Source organism: Streptomyces sp. TLI_053, from assembly GCF_900105395.1.
Taxonomy (GTDB): domain Bacteria; phylum Actinomycetota; class Actinomycetes; order Streptomycetales; family Streptomycetaceae; genus Kitasatospora.
The window spans coordinates 3,315,021-3,332,949 of record NZ_LT629775.1 but is presented as its reverse complement, the minus strand read 5'-3'; the positions used below and the strand labels follow the sequence as shown (position 1 = coordinate 3,332,949).

The window sequence follows — 17,929 nt, the reverse complement described above, 5'->3', positions numbered from 1 at the left end:
CCGAATAACTCCCGACGACGCCGGAGCGATCTCACGTGGCGGAATACATCTACACGATGCGCAAGGTGCGCAAGGCGCACGGCGACAAGGTCATCCTTGACGACGTGACGCTCAGCTTCCTCCCCGGGGCGAAGATCGGCGTCGTGGGTCCCAACGGTGCCGGTAAGTCCACCGTGCTGAAGATGATGGCCGGCCTGGAGCAGCCCTCCAACGGCGACGCCTTCCTCTCGCCCGGTTTCACCGTCGGCATGCTGCTCCAGGAGCCGCCGCTCGACGAGTCCAAGACCGTCCTGGAGAACGTCGAGGACGGCGTCAAGGAGATCAAGGGGAAGCTCAACCGCTTCAACGAGATCGCCGAGCTGATGGCGACCGACTACTCGGACGCCCTGCTGGACGAGATGGGCAAGCTCCAGGAGGACCTCGACCACGCCGAGGCCTGGGACCTGGACGCCCAGCTGGAGCAGGCCATGGACGCCCTGGGCTGCCCGCCCGGCGACTGGCCGGTCACCAAGCTCTCCGGTGGCGAGAAGCGCCGGGTCGCGCTCTGCAAGCTGCTGCTCGAGGCCCCCGACCTGCTGCTGCTCGACGAGCCCACCAACCACCTGGACGCCGAGTCGGTGAACTGGCTGGAGCAGCACCTCGAGAAGTACAAGGGCACCGTCGTCGCCGTCACCCACGACCGGTACTTCCTGGACAACGTCGCCGAGTGGATCCTCGAGCTCGACCGCGGCCGCGCCTACCCGTACGAGGGCAACTACTCCACGTACCTCGAGACCAAGCAGTCCCGTCTCAAGGTCGAGGGCCAGAAGGACGCCAAGCGCGCCAAGCGGCTCAAGGAAGAGCTGGAGTGGGTCCGCTCCAACGCCAAGGGCCGCCAGGCCAAGTCCAAGGCGCGTCTGGCCCGCTACGAGGAGATGGCGGCCGAGGCCGACAAGATGCGGAAGCTGGACTTCGAGGAGATCCAGATCCCGCCGGGCCCGCGTCTGGGCAGCGTCGTCATCGAGGTCGAGAACCTCAACAAGGCCTTCGGCGAGAAGGTCCTGATCGACGACCTCAGCTTCACCCTGCCGCGCAACGGCATCGTCGGCATCATCGGCCCGAACGGCGCCGGCAAGACCACCCTGTTCAAGATGCTCCAGGACCTGGAGACCCCGGACAGCGGCTCGGTCAAGGTCGGCGAGACGGTCAAGATCAGCTACGTCGACCAGTCGCGCGCCAACATCGACCCGAAGAAGACCCTCTGGGAGGTCGTGTCCGACGGTCTGGACTGGATCAACGTCGGCCAGGTCGAGATGCCGTCCCGCGCCTACGTCTCGGCGTTCGGCTTCAAGGGCCCGGACCAGCAGAAGCCGGCCGGCGTGCTCTCCGGCGGTGAGCGCAACCGCCTGAACCTGGCGCTCACCCTGAAGCAGGGTGGCAACCTGCTGCTCCTCGACGAGCCCACCAACGACCTCGACGTCGAGACCCTCTCCTCGCTGGAGAACGCGCTGCTGGAGTTCCCGGGCTGCGCCGTGGTCATCTCCCACGACCGCTGGTTCCTGGACCGGGTCGCCACCCACATCCTCGCCTACGAGGGCGAGAGCAAGTGGTTCTGGTTCGAGGGCAACTTCGAGTCGTACGAGAAGAACAAGGTCGAGCGACTGGGCGCCGACGCGGCCCGTCCGCACCGTGCCACCTACAAGAAGCTGACCCGCGGCTGACAGTCAGCCATGACGACGGCCCGGCAGATCCGCCCCACCGGGGGCGGGCCTGCCGGGCCGCGGCCCGACCGGCCCGACCGGCACCCAACACCGGCGGGCACCGGACGTCGAGGAGAACACCCGTGTCACGCCACATCTACGCCTGCCCGCTCCGCTGGTCCGACATGGACGCCTTCGGGCACGTCAACAACGTGGTCTTCCTGCGCTACCTGGAGGAGGCCCGGATCGACTTCATGTTCACCCAGGCCGCCGAGGCCGGTGCCGGCGAGTTCGCGGGCGGTTCGGTGGTGGCGCGCCACGAGATCGACTACAAGCGCCCGCTGGTGCACCGGCCCGAGCCGGTCACCATCGAGACCTGGGTGACCCGGATCGGCGGCGCCTCGCTGACGGTCTCCTACGAGATCAAGGACACCGCCGACGACGGCACCGAGACGGTCTACGTCCGGGCCTCGACCGTGGTCGTGCCCTACGACCTGGCCGAGGGCCGGCCGCGCCGGATAAGCCCGGTGGAGCGGGAGTTCCTGTCGCGGTTCGTGGACGAGGAGCCGGCCGTCGCGGTCTGACCGCACCCGGTGGGCCGCATCCCCGCGTAACCCGCCGGCCGACCGCCCCCGGGCGTCCCCGCCGACCGACCGTTCCGCCCGCCCGAAGCCCCGGATGTGAGCCGCCGCGTTGAACAGCACCGCCACCCTCGCCCTCGCCGACGCCGGGGAGGCCGCCGACCTGGCCGCCTTCCTGGTCCGACTGCTCCGCTTCGACCGGGCGGCGGCGGTCCGGTCGCAAGGAGTGCCGCAACCGGACGGCAGCGGTGTGCTGGCGGTCTTCGGGCGGCTGCCGCTGGGTGGTTCGGGTGTGCTGGCGGTGCGCACCGCCCGGCTGGCCGGGCTGGACGGGCCGGTCGACCTGACCGTCTCGGCCGGTCAGCTGCTGGAGGGCGTCGACACCGCGGCGAACACCCTCGCCCTGCCCGGACCGGTCACCGGCCCGGCCTGGGCCGGGCTGCTGCCGCCGCGCACCGGCTGGCGGCCGGTCGGCGAGCCGCCCGCCGCCCAGGTGTACGGCGAAGTGATGGCCGCGGTACGGGAGTTCCGTGCGCGCAGCGAGGCCGTCCCGGAGCACCACCGGACCCGGTCGGTGCTCGACGCGCTGGCCGACGAGATCTGGTCCCGCCCGCTCACCGCACTGCCCGCACTGCCGCTGCGCGCCGCCCACGCGGCCCGGGTGATCGGTTTCCTGGACCCGGTGGCCCCGCTCACGGTGCACCGGGCGGGCGGCTGGCTGAGGCTCTCCGCCCCGGCGGGCTCGGTGGCCCTCCGCACGGCGGCCGCGCCGGGCGCGGGCCTGGGCCTCAGTCCGGTCCGCCCCGCGTAGTCGCACCGGCGCACTGCCGGGGCGCGGTTCCGAGGTCCTCGTCGGCCCGGGCGGCCCCGCGCGGCCCCGGCTGTGGCACCCGGGTCAGCCCTCGGTGTTGATCATCGAGGCGGCGGCGTAGGTGAGGTAGTCCCAGAGCTGCTGCTCGGCCTCCGCCGGCAGCGCCAGCTCGTCCACGGCCACCCGCATGTGCTTCAGCCAGGCGTCGTGCGCGGCGCGGTCCACCTTGAAGGGCACGTGCCGCATCCGCAGCCGGGGGTGGCCGCGCTGCTCGCTGTACGTGCGCGGGCCGCCCCAGTACTGCATGAGGAAGAGCGTGAACCGCTCCTCGGCCGGCCCGAGGTCCTCCTCGGGGTACATCGGCCGGAGCAACTCGTCCTCCGCGACGCCCTGGTAGAACCGGTGGACCAGCCGCCGGAAGGTCGGTTCGCCACCGACCTGCTCGAAGAAGGTCTCCTCGCTGGGCGTGCCACGCCGGATCTCGTTCACCGGACCATGGTCGCAGACGGCGGCGGGGCCGTACACCGGGACCTGGGGACCAGGACCCGAGGCGTACGACCCCGCGCGGGCCGGCCGGGGGAGGGGCGGACGGTCAGTCCTCCCAGCGGAACAGCTTCCAGGAGATGCCGGTCAGCACGGCCGCGAACAGCAGCAGGCCGCCCATGGTCGGCAGCGCGTCCATCACGCCGCCGCCCCGGGAGAGCACCGACTGCGAGGCGGTGACCAGGTGCCGCAGCGGCAGCGCCCGGGAGATCGCGTCCAGCCAGCCCGGCATGCCGTCGGTGGGGAAGAACGAGCCGGACAGGAACGACATCGGCAGCACGATGATCTGCGAGATGCCGTTCGCCGCCTCCTCGGTCTTGGCGACCGAACCGGCCAGCAGGCCGATCGACATGAAGGCGATGGTCGCGCAGACCACCAGCGGGACGATCAGCCACCAGTCGCCGGTGAGCTTGAGCCCGAAGAACGGCGTGGTGGCGACCACCAGGAAGACGGCGGTCTGGGTCAGCGCGGTGAGGACGGAGACCGCGACCCGGGAGGCGATGACCGACCCGGCGCTCACCGGGGCGAGCCGCAGCCGGCGCAGCACCTTCTTCTGCCGCCAGCCGACCAGGGTCAGCGCGGCGCCGAACACCGCACCGGTGGCCACCGCCCAGCCGAGCAGGCCGGGGGTGAGGAACTGGATCGGCTTGAGCGATCCGTCCTCGACCTGGCTGCTCTCCATGACGAAGGCCGGGGGCTTGCCGGTGGCGGCCTGGTTGGCCTGCTGGACCACGGAGTTGACGATGCCCTGGACGGAGCCGGAGCGGACCTGGTCGGCGGCGCTGTAGCGGACCACCACCTTGCCGTCCGGGCCCTCCTTGATCATGGCGTCGAGGTCGCCCTTGCGAACCTTCTCCAGGGCGGCGGCCTCGTCGTCGCCCCTGGTGATGGTCAGCACCTGCTCCAGGCCGCTCCGGGCCTCGCCCTGGACCGAGTCCAGCACCCGGACCGCGCCGACCTGTTCGACCTTGGCGTGCGGGCTGGAGGCGCCCTTGAGCAGGGTGCCGAACAGCAGCAGGAACATCAGCGGGAACAGCAGCACGAAGAACAGCGCGCTGCGGTCGCGGACGAAGGCGACGATCATCACCCGGGAGAGGCTGGCGAAGGCGGAGACCCGCTCGCGCTCGGCCGGGGGAGCGCTGTCCGGTGCGGGGGCCTGCGCGGGCGCGGCCGTGGTGGGCTCGGCGGTCATGCGCGGTACTCCCGTCCGGTGAGCTGGAGGAAGACGTCCTCCAGGGTGGCGCCGCGGACTTCCAGGCCCCGGAGGGCGCCCCGGTCGGCCAGTACGGACAGCACCGGCGCGGGCAGTCGGGTCGAGAGCGAGAGCGAGACGCCGTCGTCCTCCAGCGAGGTGGTCTCCGCCCCGGCGGCGGTGAGCAGTTCGCGCGCGGTGTCGACGGCGAGCTGCCCGGACTCCACGCTGATCCGGACGGTGTCGTCGATCTCGCGGATGAGCGCGGCGGGTGCCCCGGTCCGCAGGATCCGGCCGTGGTCCATCACCGAGACCCGGTCGCAGAGCACCTCGGCCTCGTCCAGGTAGTGGGTGGTCAGGACGACGGTGCGGCCCTCGGAGTTGATGTCGCGCAGCAGGTCCCAGAGGTTGCGGCGGGCCTGCGGGTCGAGGCCGGTGGTGGGTTCGTCGAGGAACACCAGCTCCGGTCCGTGCACCAGGGCGCAGGCGATCGAGAGCCGCTGGGCCTGGCCGCCGGACATCTTGTCGGTCATCACCCCGGCCGACTCGGTCAGGCCGACCCGCTCCAGCATCGCGTCCGCGCGCTTGGGGCCGACGCCGTAGAAGGAGCCGAAGGTGCGGATGGTCTCCCGGGCGGTGAGCCGGTTGAAGAAGGCGGAGGCCTGGAACTGGACGCCGATGCGGCGCAGCAGCTGGGGGTTGCGTGGCCAGGGCGTCAGGCCCAGCAGCTCGATCCGGCCCTCGTCGGGCTTGCGGATCCCCTCCAGGATCTCCAGTGTGGTGGTCTTCCCGGCGCCGTTCGGGCCCAGGATTCCGTAGAATTCGCCGGTTTCGACGGTGAGTGACACTCCGTCGACGGCTTGTACGTCCCCGTACCGCTGACGGATGCCGTCGGCGGATATTGCAGCAGTCATAGCGACTGAGGGTAGGGCTGCGGGGGCACCGTGGGGAGATGCAGAACCACCATTTGATGATCATTTTTACAAGGTGCCGCTGAGCCGTGACCCCTGGGACGGCCGGTGCGGTCCGGGAGATCCCGGACCGCACCGGCGCACCGCCGTTCGTACCCGCTCAGGCGCGGTGCAGGGTGATCGTGGTCCAGGCGCCGATGTGGACGCGGTCGCCGTCGCCCAGCGGGATCGCGGTGTGCGGGGAGATCGGCTCCGCGCCGCCGTTCACCGTGGTGCCGTTGGTGGAGTCCTGGTCGACCAGCACCCAGGTGCCGTCCGGCTGTTCGGCCAGCAGGGCGTGCTGGTGCGAGGCGCCCGGGTCCTCCGGCGCGACCGAGAGGTCGATCTCCGGCACGGTGCCGCGGTGCTGGCTGCGTCGGCCGATCCGCAGCTGGCCGCGCCCGGTCAGCGGGATCCGCCGCTCGGGGCAGTACGGCGGGAAGAACAGCCCGGCCGCCTCCGGACCGCTGCGGGCCATCATGTCGGTGAAGTACTGGCGGTCGGCCGCGATCACCGCGAACCAGGTGGTCCGGACCGGCTCGGCAACCGGGCCCGGCGGCTGCTCGGCCTGCGGGGGCACCGGCGGGGCCAGGTGGAACGAGGTGCCGAACTCGTCGCCGCGCCGGGCCGGTCCGGGCTGGGCGTAGACCGGGCCGGAGTCCTCGCGCGGGACCGGCGGCCGCTGCGGCTCCGGGGGAGCCGGCGGCAGCCCGTACGGCGCCTCGGCGGGAGGTCCGTACGGTGCCTCGGCCGGCGGGCCGTAGGGCGCCTCGGCGGGAGGTCCGTACGGCGGCGCCTCGACCGGGCCGGGCGCCGCGGCCTGCTGCCCGTGCGCGGGCGGCGGGTAGCCGTAGCCGGCGGGCGCGCCGTGCTGCTGGTGCTGCGGTGGCAGCGGCGGGGCCTCGGCGAGCTGCGGCGCCGGCGGGGCCGCCGGGGCACCGCCGTACGCCGCCGGGATGTTCAGCGGGGCGGGGCCGGGCGGCGGGGCCGGGGCCGGGAACGGCGGCTGCTGGGCACGCTGCGGCGAGGACAGGTCGTAGTCGTACCCGCACTCCTCGCAGAACCGCCCGGTCTGCGGGCTGCGGCAGATCGGGCAGATCACCAGGCCCTCGGTGAGGTCGGGGAAGCCCTGCGGGGCCGGCGGCGGCGGCACCGGACCCGGTGCCGGCATCGAGCCGGGCGGCGGCGGGGGGTACGCGCCCGGGGGGAGCGTGGCACCGTACGGCGCGCCGGGAGCCCCGTGCGCCCCCGGGGCGCCGGGGTGCGCTCCGGGCGGCGGCGGCGGCAGCGGCTGCGGCGGTGTCATCGGGAATCCGCAGAAGTCGCACCAGTCCTCGGCCTGCGACTCGTGGCCCCTCGGGCAGATCGGCATCAGGTCCCCCCTCAATTCCAGCTCGGCCGGGGCTGGGCCCGGCCGGTTCGCGGCCCGGTCGGCGCTTCGGCGGTCACTTCTTCACACGGACGGTTTTGGTCGACCGGGTCTCGACGATCATCGAGTCGGCCTCGCTCACGTTCTTACGGAACCGAACGGTACCCTCCTTCGGGTCCACCACGTCCACCACCTTCTGCAGCAGCTTGAAGGTGCCGTCGTTCCCGGTCGCGTGGGCGATCCGGACGGCGGTGCCCAGCCTGGCGGTGGCGAGGTGGACGTTCCCGGCGCGGTGCGCCTCCATGCCTTCCTGGACCGCCGCGGCCAGTTCCGCCTGTCCGGTGTAGTGGGCGACCTGCGGGCTGATCCGGGTGGAGGAGGCGAGGTCGTCGGTCCAGACCGCCTTGACCAGACCCTGGGACAGCACCTCGGGCGTCCCCCCGGCGACCGGGGGCGGCAGCACCAGGCTGATCCGGGCGGCCAGCATCTCGTTGCCGACGGCTGCGGCCGGGACCTCCACGCAGACGTGGTAGTCGCGGCTCTCGTCGCCCCACGAGCCGGTCGGGTAGTCGCCGGCCCTCGGCCCGGCCTCGGCCCGGCGGCCGGTGAGGTCCTCCAGGGCGGGGGCGACCTGCTTGACGAACTTCACCACCGCGTTGGCGGGCGTCCAGATCCGCAGCGCGACATCGGCGACCTGCTTGCCCATCGCGCCGGCCATCATCGAGCGGAAGTCCTCGGCCAGGCCGGAGGGCTCGGGGACGATGTCGACGGTGCCGAGCAGCGCGGAGGCGATCTTGCGCAGCTCCTCGACCTTCCAGTCGGTGCCGACGCCCCGGCAGTCGGCGGTGAAGTGGCCGCTGACCCGCCCGATCGCGCGCTCCAGCTCGGCGGCGGTCTCGTGCTCGTTGTTGCCGTCGGTGAGCAGGATGGCGTGCCGGATCGGGATGTCCCGGCGGGTGAGGAAGAGCTGGTCGGCCTTGGTCAGCCAGCTGCCCATGGCGGTGCCGCCGGCCGCGGTGAGCCGGCGCAGCGACTCCCGGGCCCGGGCCCGGGTCTCCGGCGAGGCGATGGCGAGGGTGCCGTCGCCGGGGAAGACCTCGCGGGCCTCGTGGGTGCCGGCGACCACGGCGAACGCCACGCCGTCGCGGACGGTGTCGACGGCGGCGGCGGTGGCCTCGCGGGCGCCGCGCATCTTGCTGGACGGGTAGTCCATCGAGCCGGAGCAGTCCACCAGGATCACCACGGCGGCGGACTGCCCGTCGCCGCCGGCCGGGGCGTCGGTGACGCCGAGCGGGCGGCCGCCGGAGGTGCCGCCGCCGGTCGCGGTGACGGTGACGATGGCGTTCACCTCGCGGGCGCCGTCCGCGAGGTACTCGTTCTGGAAGATCTCCACATCGAACCTGGGCAGGTTCGGCTTCGCCAGTGTTGCCATGGGCCGGTGGCTCCCGTCGGATCGTCGGATGGTGCGCGGGGTGGTGGCCGCGCCGGTGGGACGGGGCGCGGGTGGTCGCTCGGTGCTTGCGGCCCGGGCGGGTGGCCCGGTGCGTCGGGGTCCGGTGCGTGGGGGTCCGGTGCGTCGGGGTGCGGTGCGTCGGGGTGCGGTGCCTGCGGCCTGTCGCGGACCGCGCGCTGCGGACCGCGCGCCGGGGCCCGCGCCGTGGGGGCGCGGGCCCCGGTGGCGCGGGCGGTTCAGCGGGCCGGAGGCACCTGGGGCGCCGGCGGCACGGGCGGGCGGGGCGGCACGGCGGGCGGCGGCGGGACGGGGGGCAGCGGGGCGGCGGGCGAGCCGATCACCGGGATGTCCGGCAGGGTCGGCGCGTGGTCCTCGTCCTCGTCCTGGTCGGCCGCGCCGCCGCCGAACGCCGCTCCGGTCGCGGTGATCACCGGCAGGTCCAGCGCGGTCGCGGTCCGGGCGTCCTCCCCGGTGGCCGCGGCCGCCGGGGGCGGGTCGATCGGCAGCACGGCGACGGTGATGTTGTCGTGCCCGCCGGCCGCGACGGCGAACTTCACCAGCGACTGCGCGGCGGCCAGCGGTTCGGTCCGGGCGTCCGGCCGGACGTAGTACGCCAGGTCGGTGGCGGCCTCGGCGTAGTTCCACAGGCCGTCGGTGCAGACCAGCAGCACCCCGGGCACGTGCGGGGTGAAGTCGAGGGTGTGCGGCACGACCTCCTCGGCGTCGGCGCCGAGCCAGCCGGTGATGGCGTGGGCGCGCGGGTCGGCGTACGCCTCGGCCTCGCCCATCAGCCCCGCCTCGACCATCCGGGCCGCCCAGGAGTCGTCCTGGGTGAGCCGGAACGGTTCGGCGGCGACCCGGTCGTCGGGGATCCAGTAGGCCCGGGTGTCGCCGACCCAGCCGATGGTGATCCGGCCGCCGGAGGCGATCGCGCTGACGTAGGTGCAGGCCGGGGCGTTGACGTCGGGCCGGAGCGGCCGGGTGCCGTCGGTGGCGAGGGCGGCCACCGCGTCGGCCGCGTCGGCGATCGCCCGGCGCATCGCCCGGGCCGGGTCGGTGCCCGCCTCGAGCGAGCTGAGCAGCGACTCGGAGGCGGCGTCGACCGCGGTCTCGGAGGCCTCGTCGGGCCGGTCGGAGGAGGAGACGCCGTCGCAGACCACGGCCACCACGACCGGTTCGCCGCCGGGCAGCGAGGAGGCGGCGACGGTGAAGGAGTCCTCGTTGCGGTGGTGCCGCAGGCCCCGGTCGCTGACGCCGGCGACGCCGGCCAGTGCCTTCTCCATGTGGTCGCGGGGGCGCGGCTGGGCGCGGCCGCAGGCCTCGCAGTAGCCGTCGGGGGTCACCTGGTGGAGCCCGCAGTGCGCGCAGGCGACCGCGCTCCGGTCGGCCTGCGCGGGCACGGAGGGGGTGTTGGGCAGGGTCGGCGGGTGGTCGTCCCCGGCGCCGGCCCGGGCGGCGGACCAGCCGGCCGGCATCGCGCCGGGGGCGGGACGGCCGTCCCGGCCGGCCCCGCAGGACCCGCAGAAGACGTCCTCCGGGTCCATCGGCTCGGCACAGCTCTGGCACACGGTCTGCTGCGGCATCAGTTACACCCACGTCCTGGGACGGGCCCGGTTGGCCCGTTCCACCATCTCGATCCTGGTCTCGGCCCGGTCGGCCAACCGGGCGAGTACCCGGTAGGACTGCTCCAGGGCGAACCGCAGTTCCCTTTCCACCGCGGGCCGTCCCAGCACGCTGACCTCGCCCGTTGCCGGGCCCGCGCCGGGCCCCCCGGGGGAGCCGGCCGTGACCCAGCCGAGCGCCGCGCCGAGCACCTCGACGGCGAGCTCCTCGCGGCGGCGGTCGTCCAGGCGCAGCGCGGTCAGTTGCTCGGAGCTCGCGCCGAGGTCGGCGCCGAGCGGGTCGGTGGTGGGCCGCTCGCGCAGCCGGGCCCGGACGGCGGCGATCCGGGCGGCGGTGTACTGGCTGGAGGTGGCCGGGACGGTCTCCAGGGCGGCGACGGCGCCGGCCCGGTCGTCCTCGGCGAGCCGGACCCGGGCCAGCCCGAAGGCGGCGCTCAGGTAGCTCTGGTCGGTGCTCCACACCAGGCGGTAGAACTCGGCCGCGTCGCCGCCGTCGCCGAGGAGTTCGGCGCAGACGGCGAGGGCCAGCTTGGGGGCGGCCTCGCCGGGGAAGGCGTCGTAGACGGCGTCGAAGGCCTCGGCGGCAGCGCGCAGGGCCTGTTCGCGGGCCGGGGCTCCGGCTCCGGCCCCGCCACCGGTCCCGGGGTCGGGGTCGGGGTCGGCGGCGGCGACCAGGGAGGCCAGGCCCCGGTACCAGACCACCCGCCAGTCGTCCGGGTGGTCCTTCTCCAGCGCGGCCAGCGCCTCGGCGGACTGGTGCGGCCGGCCGAGTTCGAGCAGGGCGCGCAGGGCCCGCAGCCGCCGTTCGACCGAGTCGGTGGGGGCGCCGTCCAGCGCGGTGAGCGCCTCGCCGGGGTCGGCGGCCAGCAGGGTGGCGAGGAAGCCGGCGTTCGGGTCGGCCGGGTCGACCCGGGGGACGGGCAGCGCGAGCGCGGCGGCGGCCGGGTCGACGGCGGTGAGCCGCAGTTGGCCGGGGCGCACCGTGGCGGCCACCAGTTCGGTGTCGACGACCCGGAGTTCGGGGCCGAACAGGGTGGACTGCGCGGGCCGGGCCCTGCCGTCCTGGAGCGCGAGCACCTCGCGCAGCACGCCGGTGAGCTGGTCGGCCATCTCCTCGGCGGAGCCGAACCGGCGGGCCGGGTCCGGGTCGGTGGCGCGGACCAGCAGGCGGTAGTAGGACTCGTAGGCCGCGAAGACCGGGACCGACTCGGGGCCGGGCAGGGTGTCCCGGTAGGTGGTGGAGTAGCCCTGGAAGTCGAAGCTGAGGACGGCCAGGGTGCGGGCCACCGTGTAGAGGTCGGAGGCGGGGGACGGGCCGTCGGTGGCGATCTCGGGCGCCTGGTAGCCGATGGTGCCGTAGATCGGGCCGTCGTCGTCGAGGCGGCGGACGGCGCCCATGTCGATGATCTTGAGCGCGTCGCCGCTCTGCAGCACGTTGTCGATCTTGAAATCGCAGTAGACCAGGCCCCGGGAGTGCAGGTAGCCCAGCGCGGGCAGCGCCTCCAGCCCGTACGCGATCGCCTGCTCGACCGGCAGCGGGTCGCGCCGGCCGTCCGGGAGGCGGCGCTCGTTGGCGATGTCCTTCAGGGACTTGCCGCCGACGTACTCCATCACGATGTAGCCGTCGGTGGCGCCGGTCCGCAGGTCCGGGTGCTCGACGAAGTTGATGATGCGGACGATGTTCGGGTGGTCCACCTCGGCGAGGAAGCGGCGTTCGGCGACGGCCACCGCCAGCGCGTCCTCGTCCCCGGTGTCCAGCAGGCCCTTGAGCACCACCCACTTGTCGTTGACCCGCCGGTCGACCGCCAGGTAGATCCAGCCGAGCCCGCCGTGCGCCAGGCAGCCGACCACCTCGTACTGCCCGCCGACCAGGTCGCCGCGGCGCAGCTTGGGGGTGAACGAGTACGGGGTGCCGCACTTGGTGCAGAAACCGTCCGGGCGGCCGGGCCGGCCGTTCCGGTCCCGGCCGACCGGGGTGTCGCACTTGGAGCAGAACCGCTTGCGCTCCGGCACCTCCGGGTTCTCCAGGACCGCCAGCGACGGGTCGGCGGCCGGGACGCTGGGCACCGTCACCAGGCCGGCGCCCAGCCGGTGCCGGCCGGTGGAGCTGCTGCCTCGGCTGCTGCGCACCGAGACCGAACGGCCGCTGCCGGTGCGGGTGGAGCGGTGCGAGCGGGACCGGCCGGACAGCGAACGGGCCGAACCGCTGCGGACGGAGGAACTGCGGACGGAGGAACTGTGGGCCGAGGTGCCGCGGACCGAGGAGCTGTGGGCCGGGCCGGTGTCCCGGCCGCCGGTCAGGGGGGCCGAGGCGGCGCCGAGGCCGCACTCGTCGCAGTAGCCGTCGGGGTCGACCGTCCCGGCGCAGTCGCGCGGGCAGGGGTCACCCGGTCCGGCGACGGACCTCCGGCCCGCGGCCGTTCCGCCGCCGGTCCCGGTCGCCGTGCCGGTCCCGGTCCGGCTCGACCCGGTGCCGACGGGTGTCGACCCGGTGCCCGCCCGCGTCGAGGTGGCGCTCGCCGGGGCGAGGCCGCACTCGTCGCAGTAGCCGTCCGCGTCGATCGTCCCGGTGCCGCACTCCGGTCGTACGCACGTCTCGCCCATCACCGTCAGCCCCCCTGTACCCGTCCGTCGACAGCCTGTCCGTCGGCCGGCTCCCCGCCGGCCGCCGCCCCGCCCCGCCCGATCCCGTCCTGCCCGATCCCGTTCCGTTCGATCGCGTCCTGCACCGCACCGTCGTACCCGGTGCCGTCGTACCCGGCACCGCCCGGCTCCGCCGCGACCGCGCCCGACCCGGGCTCGCCCGGTGCCGGTCGCAGTGCCTGCTGGAACCGGGCCACCGCGCCGGCCGCCGCCCGCAGGTCGCACGGCGCGCTCCACAGCAGCCAGCGCGCCTTCTCGTAGCGCTCCACCACCACCGGGTCCTCGGCCACCCGGAGCCGGGCCGCCATCGCCTTGTACGCGTCCAGGCGCCCGCGCAGTTCGGCCCGGACGGCCAGCGGCTGGGTCACCTCGGTGAGCGACTGCCGGGCCCGGGCCAGCTCCTTGGCGGCGGCGTCCTCCAGCGCGTCGAGCAGCGGGGCCAGCCGGTACCACTGCCCGTTCTGGCGCAGGTCCAGCGCCAGCACGATCCGTTCCCGCAGCGCCGAGGCCGGTCCGGGGACGGCCGGCACCTCGGTGGCGGCGATCTTCGCCAGCACCTCGCCGCGCGCCCGGCGGGCCTCGGCCAGGGTGGCGTCGGCCCGCTGGAGCAGGTCGCCGACGCCCTGCAGTCGCTCCTCGGCGTCGTCGCGCAGCCGCAGCAGGTTCTCCAGCTCCTGCCGGACGCCGTCCAGCGCCCGACCGGCCCGGTCGAAGCGCTCGGTGTCCACCACCCCGGAGGGCAGGGCCGCCGCGCCGCCGTCCGGCACCGCGCCGCGCTGGGCCGGGACCCGGGCGGGCCGCCAGAGGGCGAGCGGGTCGGCGCGGACCTCGGTCCGCAGCCCGTCCAGGTCGGCGTCCAGCGCCTCCAGGTCGTCGCCGAGCGGGTGGGTGCCGGAGCGCACGCCGAGCGAGGCCGCCAGGGTCTGCACCCGGCGCAGTTCGGCGATCAGCAGGTCGATCCGGGCCGGCAGCGCCGTCCAGACCGCGTCGGCGGCCGAGACCACCTCCAGCACGGTGGCGTACCAGGAGTTCATCCGCTCCATGAGCTCGTCCAGGCTGACCCGCTCGACCAGCCGGGCGGGGGCGCCCAGCCGCTGCGGGCCGTCCGGCGCGCCGCCGGGCACGGTGACCGCGTCGCCGGTCAGCAGCTCGCTGAGCTCGGCGAGTTCGGGGCCGCCGGGCCGGGCCTTGCGGGCCCGGACCGCGCGGGCCGAGGCGAGCGCCTCCGAGTAGCGGTCGAACAGCGCCCAGAGCAGCGGCAGGCCCTGTCCGACGACGGACCAGCGCTCCTGGGTCCGCCCGGTCAGTCCGGCGCCGTCGAGCAGGCGCAGGCCCGGGTGGTCCTGGAGCGAGAGCAGCGCGGACTCGACCGCGTCGCGTTCCGCGCCGAGGCGCGCCAGCGCGCGGTCCACCTCCTCCCGGCTCAGTACCGGGCCGGCCGAAGCCGCCATCGTTCCCTCCCCTCCTCCGCCTGCCGTGTGCGGTGCTCTGCTGTGTCGTGCTCTGCTGTGCGGTGCCCTGGTGGGCGGTGCTCCGCCGCGCCGTGTCCGGTGCTTCCGGGCCCGGCCGTTCCGGTTCCCCGGGAGTCCGCCCCGACCCTAGCGCGCGCCCCCGGCAGCGGGCCGGGCCCGGTCACCGGGGAACCGTCGGTGCGGCCCGTCGGGCCCGTCACCGGGGCGTCGGCCAGTGCCGGTCGGCGTCGTCCAGCAGGTAGGGCTTCAGCCAGGTGTCGTACGCCCGCCGCCAGCTGCCGCCGGTGTAGTAGTCGTTGAGCACCTGGTTCACCCGGGCCGTCAGATCGGTGCTGGTCTTCAGCATCGCGACGCCCATCACGCCCGGCCGGACCTCGCCGTCGAGCACCCGGACGGTCTGGTCCTGCGCGGCCTGGCTGGCCGCGAGCCCGTCGTCGGTCATGGTGGCGTCGACCTTGCCCAGCTGCATCAGCACCAGGCAGTCGAGGTGGTTCTGCACGGTGACGAGCTGCTTGACCGGACGGGTCTTCAGCTCCTCCTCGGCCGAGGAGCCGGAGGCGGCGCAGGCGGTGGTGCCGTTCAGCGCCTCGTCCAGGGTCTTCGCGGGGGAGGACTTCGGCACCACGACCCGCTGGCTGGTGGTGAAGTAGGGGCGGGAGAACGCCACCTGCTCCATCCGCTCGCAGGTGATCGACATGGTCCGGACGATGATGTCGACCCGGCCCTCCTGGATGAACTTGATCCGGTCGGCGGTCGGTACCGCCTTCAGCACGACCTTGTCCGGGTCCCCCATGATCGCGGTGCCGATCGCCCGGGCGAGGTCGATGTCGAAGCCCTCCACCTGACCGGTGTTGGGGTTGCGCGAGCCCCACCGGTAGCTGTTCAGGTCGATGCCGACGACCAGGCTGCGCTTGGCCTTGACGGCCTTCACCGCCGGGCCGTCCTCGGTGCTCGGCGGGACGCTGCGGTACAGGTCGCAGTCGGCCTGCCCGCTCTGCTCCGACAGTCCGGCCTGCTCCTGCTGCGCCGCCAGCGGTACCTGGCGCGGCGCGCCGGCCGCGGGGGAGGACTCCCGGGGCCCGCCCGCGCCCAGGACCAGGGCGCCGCTCGCCAGCAGGGCCAGCGCCACCGCCGTCCGTGCCCCGCGCAGCGCGGCCGCCCGGCCCCGGCCCCGGTCCGTGCCCGTGTGCGCGCTCGTGTCCGTGTCCGTGTCCATGCTTCCGTCCCCCCTCTACCGGTACTCGGCCAGTCGGCGGCCGAGGCCGCGCAGGGCCGCGGCGGCGGCCAGCAGGCCGAGCACCGCGATCGCCGCGGCCGCGGTGCGCAGATCCTTGTCGACGCCCAGTGCGGCGCCCCGGAACTCGCCCTCCTCCAGCGTCGACGCGAGGACGAGCTCCCGGTCGGCGGCGGCGAACGCGGCCTCGGCCGTCCCCGGCGCGTCCGCCTCCCGGGCCGTCACGGTGGCGTCCAGTGCCGCCTGGTAGTCGCCGTCGTTCTCCAGCTTGGTCGCCGCGGTGTGCCGCTCGCGCCACTGCTGGTAGTCCGCCAGCGCCCGGTCGATGGCGGACCGGGCCAACGGCGGTGCCAGCGACCGGGCCTGCACCAGGGTGCCGGGCCCGGTGTCGCGCCCGGGATCGGTCGTGAACAGGTGCTCCGTGGTCTTCGACCACAGGTCGGCGTAGACGCCGCTGGAGCCGCGCGCGACGTAGTGGAGGTTCTCCGCGAGGCGGGCCGTCAGCACGTCCACCCGGGCCGCGTTGAGCGCCCGCAGCGGAACTCCGCCCTCGCGGTCGCCGCGCGCCAGGGCCGAGGCGGCGCCGTTCGCGGCCACCGTCAGCCACAGCACCGCGGCCAGCACGGCGGCGGTGGCGGCCACCAGCCCGATGTTGAAGACCCGGTTGGTCCGCCGGAACAGCGCCATCTGGACCCAGAGCAGTCCGGTCAGCGCCAGCAGCCCCAGCGCGTACCCGGCCCACGGCGTGGCCCGGGCCGCCTTCATGTCCTCGGCCAGCAGCGCGTTCTCGGCGGCCGAGAACTGCGCGGCGGCCGGCAGCAGCACGGTGCGCATCTGCTCGGAGGCGTACCGCTGGTAGGCGCCGCCGAGCGGGTAGCCCTGCCGGTTGTTGGCCCGGGCGGTCTCCACCAGACCGGCGTAGACCGGCACCTGCTGGTTCAGCTTGGAGAGCACTTCCCGCAGCGGCGACGCGGCGGGGGTGCGGGAGGCGGACTCGGAGATCAGCTGGGAGGCCGTCCTGAGGTCCTGCTCGTAGCGGTCCCGTACGTACCGCGGTTCGGCGCCCGCCAGCAGGAAGCCGGTGGCGGCGGTGGCGTCCGCGTCGGCCAGCGAGCGGTTGATGTCGGCGGCGGCCTGGCTCAGCGGGTGGCTGTTGTCGACCACCCGCTCCGCCGCCGCGGCCCGGGAGTTCACCTGGACGGCGGTGAGCGCGCCGAACGCCAGGGTCAGTACCGCGAGCAGCGCTCCGGCCAGCCGCAGCCGCCCCGGCGCCGTCCGGGTGGCCCGTCCCAGCCGGGCGAGCGGCCCGTTCGGCAGGGCCACCGCCCCCGTGCCGCCGGCCCGTCGCTGGGCCGGCACCGTACCCGTGGGCCGTCCCGGCGTGTCCGGGCCCGGCCCCTCCGTGCGTACCGGTGTCGCCACCAGCCACCCCCTCCCCTGTGGCCCGCCCCCCGTCTCGGGGGCCCGGCCGTTGCCAGCAGTATGGCCGTCACTCCCCGCGGCCACACCCGAGTTGCGCGGATCTTGAGCTGTCCGTCCCTGCTTCGCCCGCCCGGCCCGGGTCCCCCCTCGGGCCGTGCGGCGAACGGGTCGACGCGGCACGCACCCTACGCGGTTCCCGAGCTGACCGGAGGATCGGGGTCCGGTTGTGTGGAGGCCGCGTCCGCGGCGGCGCTCCGGCCGACGTGTCCCGGCGGGCACGCGCCCCCGGCCGGGGCGGTGCGGGTCCGGTCCGGCGGCCCGCCGGCCCGGTCCTTCGTACGATGACGCCATGCGCCTTCTGGGAACGATCTCCGCCGACCGTCCGCTGCTCGTCGTCGCTGTCCGGGAGGAGGCCGCCCACCTCGGCGACCGCCTTCCGGTGCTGCTCACCGGCATCGGCAAGGTCAACGCCGCGGCTGCGCTGGCCACCGTCCTCGCCGGGGGGCGGCACCCCTCCGAGGTGGTGAACCTCGGCACCGCCGGCGCCCTGCGGCCCGGCTGGGAGGGCACCCACACCGTCACCCAGGTGATCCAGCACGACCTGGACACCCCCACCCTGTACGCCCTCACCGGCCGCACCTACGGCGCGCCGCTGGTCGTCGGCAAGGGCGGCGACGGGCCGGTGCTGGCCACCGGCGACCTCTTCGTCTCCGACCCGGCCGCCCGCGACCGCCTCGCCGAGCACGCGGACCTGGTGGACATGGAGGGCTACGCCGTCGCCACGGTCGCCCACCGGGCCGGTCTGCCGGTCCGCCTGGTCAAGCACGTCAGCGACGAGGCGGGCGACGGCGCCGCCCGTGCCTGGCGGGAGTCGGTCGACGACTGCGCCCGTCACCTGGCCGACTGGCTGCACGCCCAGGGGTGGTGACGGTCCGGGGACCTCGCTGTGGGCGGTGAC

The 17,929-nt window shown here is 74.7% G+C and carries 14 protein-coding genes; 4 read left to right on the top strand and 10 right to left on the bottom strand.

Features of this window, described 5'->3' with window-relative positions:
- Window positions 1–35 precede the first annotated feature (35 nt).
- The 3 genes from ettA to BLU95_RS13135 all read left to right on the top strand — a co-directional run bounded on the left by ettA (window position 36) and on the right by BLU95_RS13135 (window position 3,071).
- Entirely contained in the window at window positions 36–1,700 is a 1,665-nt protein-coding gene (ettA, locus tag BLU95_RS13145) for an energy-dependent translational throttle protein EttA (RefSeq protein WP_093860192.1), read from the top strand.
- A 122-nt stretch (window positions 1,701–1,822) separates the two neighbouring features.
- Window positions 1,823–2,263: an acyl-CoA thioesterase gene (locus tag BLU95_RS13140; RefSeq protein WP_093860191.1), complete on the top strand. Its 441-nt coding sequence runs from the start codon at window positions 1,823–1,825 to the stop codon at window positions 2,261–2,263.
- A 109-nt stretch (window positions 2,264–2,372) separates the two neighbouring features.
- Window positions 2,373–3,071, top strand: a complete 699-nt coding sequence (locus tag BLU95_RS13135) for a DUF8010 domain-containing protein (protein ID WP_093860190.1) — start codon at window positions 2,373–2,375, stop codon at window positions 3,069–3,071.
- An 84-nt stretch (window positions 3,072–3,155) separates the two neighbouring features.
- On the opposite strand, the gene BLU95_RS13130 is transcribed toward BLU95_RS13135, so the two are convergent.
- The 10 genes from BLU95_RS13130 to BLU95_RS13085 form a co-directional block, all read right to left on the bottom strand.
- Window positions 3,156–3,560: a globin gene (locus BLU95_RS13130; protein ID WP_093864845.1), complete on the bottom strand. Its 405-nt coding sequence runs from the start codon at window positions 3,558–3,560 to the stop codon at window positions 3,156–3,158.
- 103 nt (window positions 3,561–3,663) lie between these two features.
- On the bottom strand, window positions 3,664–4,806 hold the full coding sequence (locus BLU95_RS13125) for an ABC transporter permease (protein WP_093860189.1): 1,143 nt from the start codon (window positions 4,804–4,806) through the stop codon (window positions 3,664–3,666).
- Window positions 4,803–5,720, bottom strand: coding sequence for an ABC transporter ATP-binding protein (locus BLU95_RS13120; protein WP_093860188.1), 918 nt, complete (start codon window positions 5,718–5,720; stop codon window positions 4,803–4,805). The genes BLU95_RS13125 and BLU95_RS13120 overlap by 4 nt, the downstream gene beginning before the upstream one ends.
- Window positions 5,721–5,877: 157 nt before the next feature.
- Window positions 5,878–7,128, bottom strand: a complete 1,251-nt coding sequence (locus BLU95_RS45080; RefSeq protein ID WP_093860187.1) for an FHA domain-containing protein — start codon at window positions 7,126–7,128, stop codon at window positions 5,878–5,880.
- A gap of 73 nt (window positions 7,129–7,201) precedes the next feature.
- On the bottom strand, window positions 7,202–8,557 hold the full coding sequence (locus tag BLU95_RS13110) for a VWA domain-containing protein (protein ID WP_093864844.1): 1,356 nt from the start codon (window positions 8,555–8,557) through the stop codon (window positions 7,202–7,204).
- Between the two features lie 257 nt (window positions 8,558–8,814).
- A complete protein-coding gene (locus BLU95_RS13105; RefSeq protein ID WP_107452545.1) occupies window positions 8,815–10,161 on the bottom strand; it encodes a PP2C family protein-serine/threonine phosphatase in 1,347 nt (448 codons plus the stop codon).
- A 3-nt stretch (window positions 10,162–10,164) separates the two neighbouring features.
- Window positions 10,165–12,804: a serine/threonine-protein kinase gene (locus BLU95_RS13100; RefSeq protein WP_093860186.1), complete on the bottom strand. Its 2,640-nt coding sequence runs from the start codon at window positions 12,802–12,804 to the stop codon at window positions 10,165–10,167.
- A 5-nt stretch (window positions 12,805–12,809) separates the two neighbouring features.
- Window positions 12,810–14,294 (bottom strand): hypothetical protein, encoded by a 1,485-nt coding sequence (locus BLU95_RS13095; protein ID WP_231978545.1) that lies wholly within the window; start codon window positions 14,292–14,294, stop codon window positions 12,810–12,812.
- Between the two features lie 217 nt (window positions 14,295–14,511).
- A complete protein-coding gene (locus tag BLU95_RS13090) occupies window positions 14,512–15,531 on the bottom strand; it encodes a glutamate ABC transporter substrate-binding protein (protein ID WP_093860185.1) in 1,020 nt (339 codons plus the stop codon).
- Between the two features lie 15 nt (window positions 15,532–15,546).
- On the bottom strand, window positions 15,547–16,908 hold the full coding sequence (locus BLU95_RS13085; RefSeq protein ID WP_159424880.1) for a GlnX family signal transduction membrane protein: 1,362 nt from the start codon (window positions 16,906–16,908) through the stop codon (window positions 15,547–15,549).
- Window positions 16,909–17,320: 412 nt separating this feature from the next.
- On the opposite strand from BLU95_RS13085, the gene BLU95_RS13080 reads away from it, so the two are divergent.
- A complete protein-coding gene (locus BLU95_RS13080) occupies window positions 17,321–17,899 on the top strand; it encodes a nucleosidase (RefSeq protein ID WP_093860183.1) in 579 nt (192 codons plus the stop codon).
- Window positions 17,900–17,929: the final 30 nt, after the last annotated feature.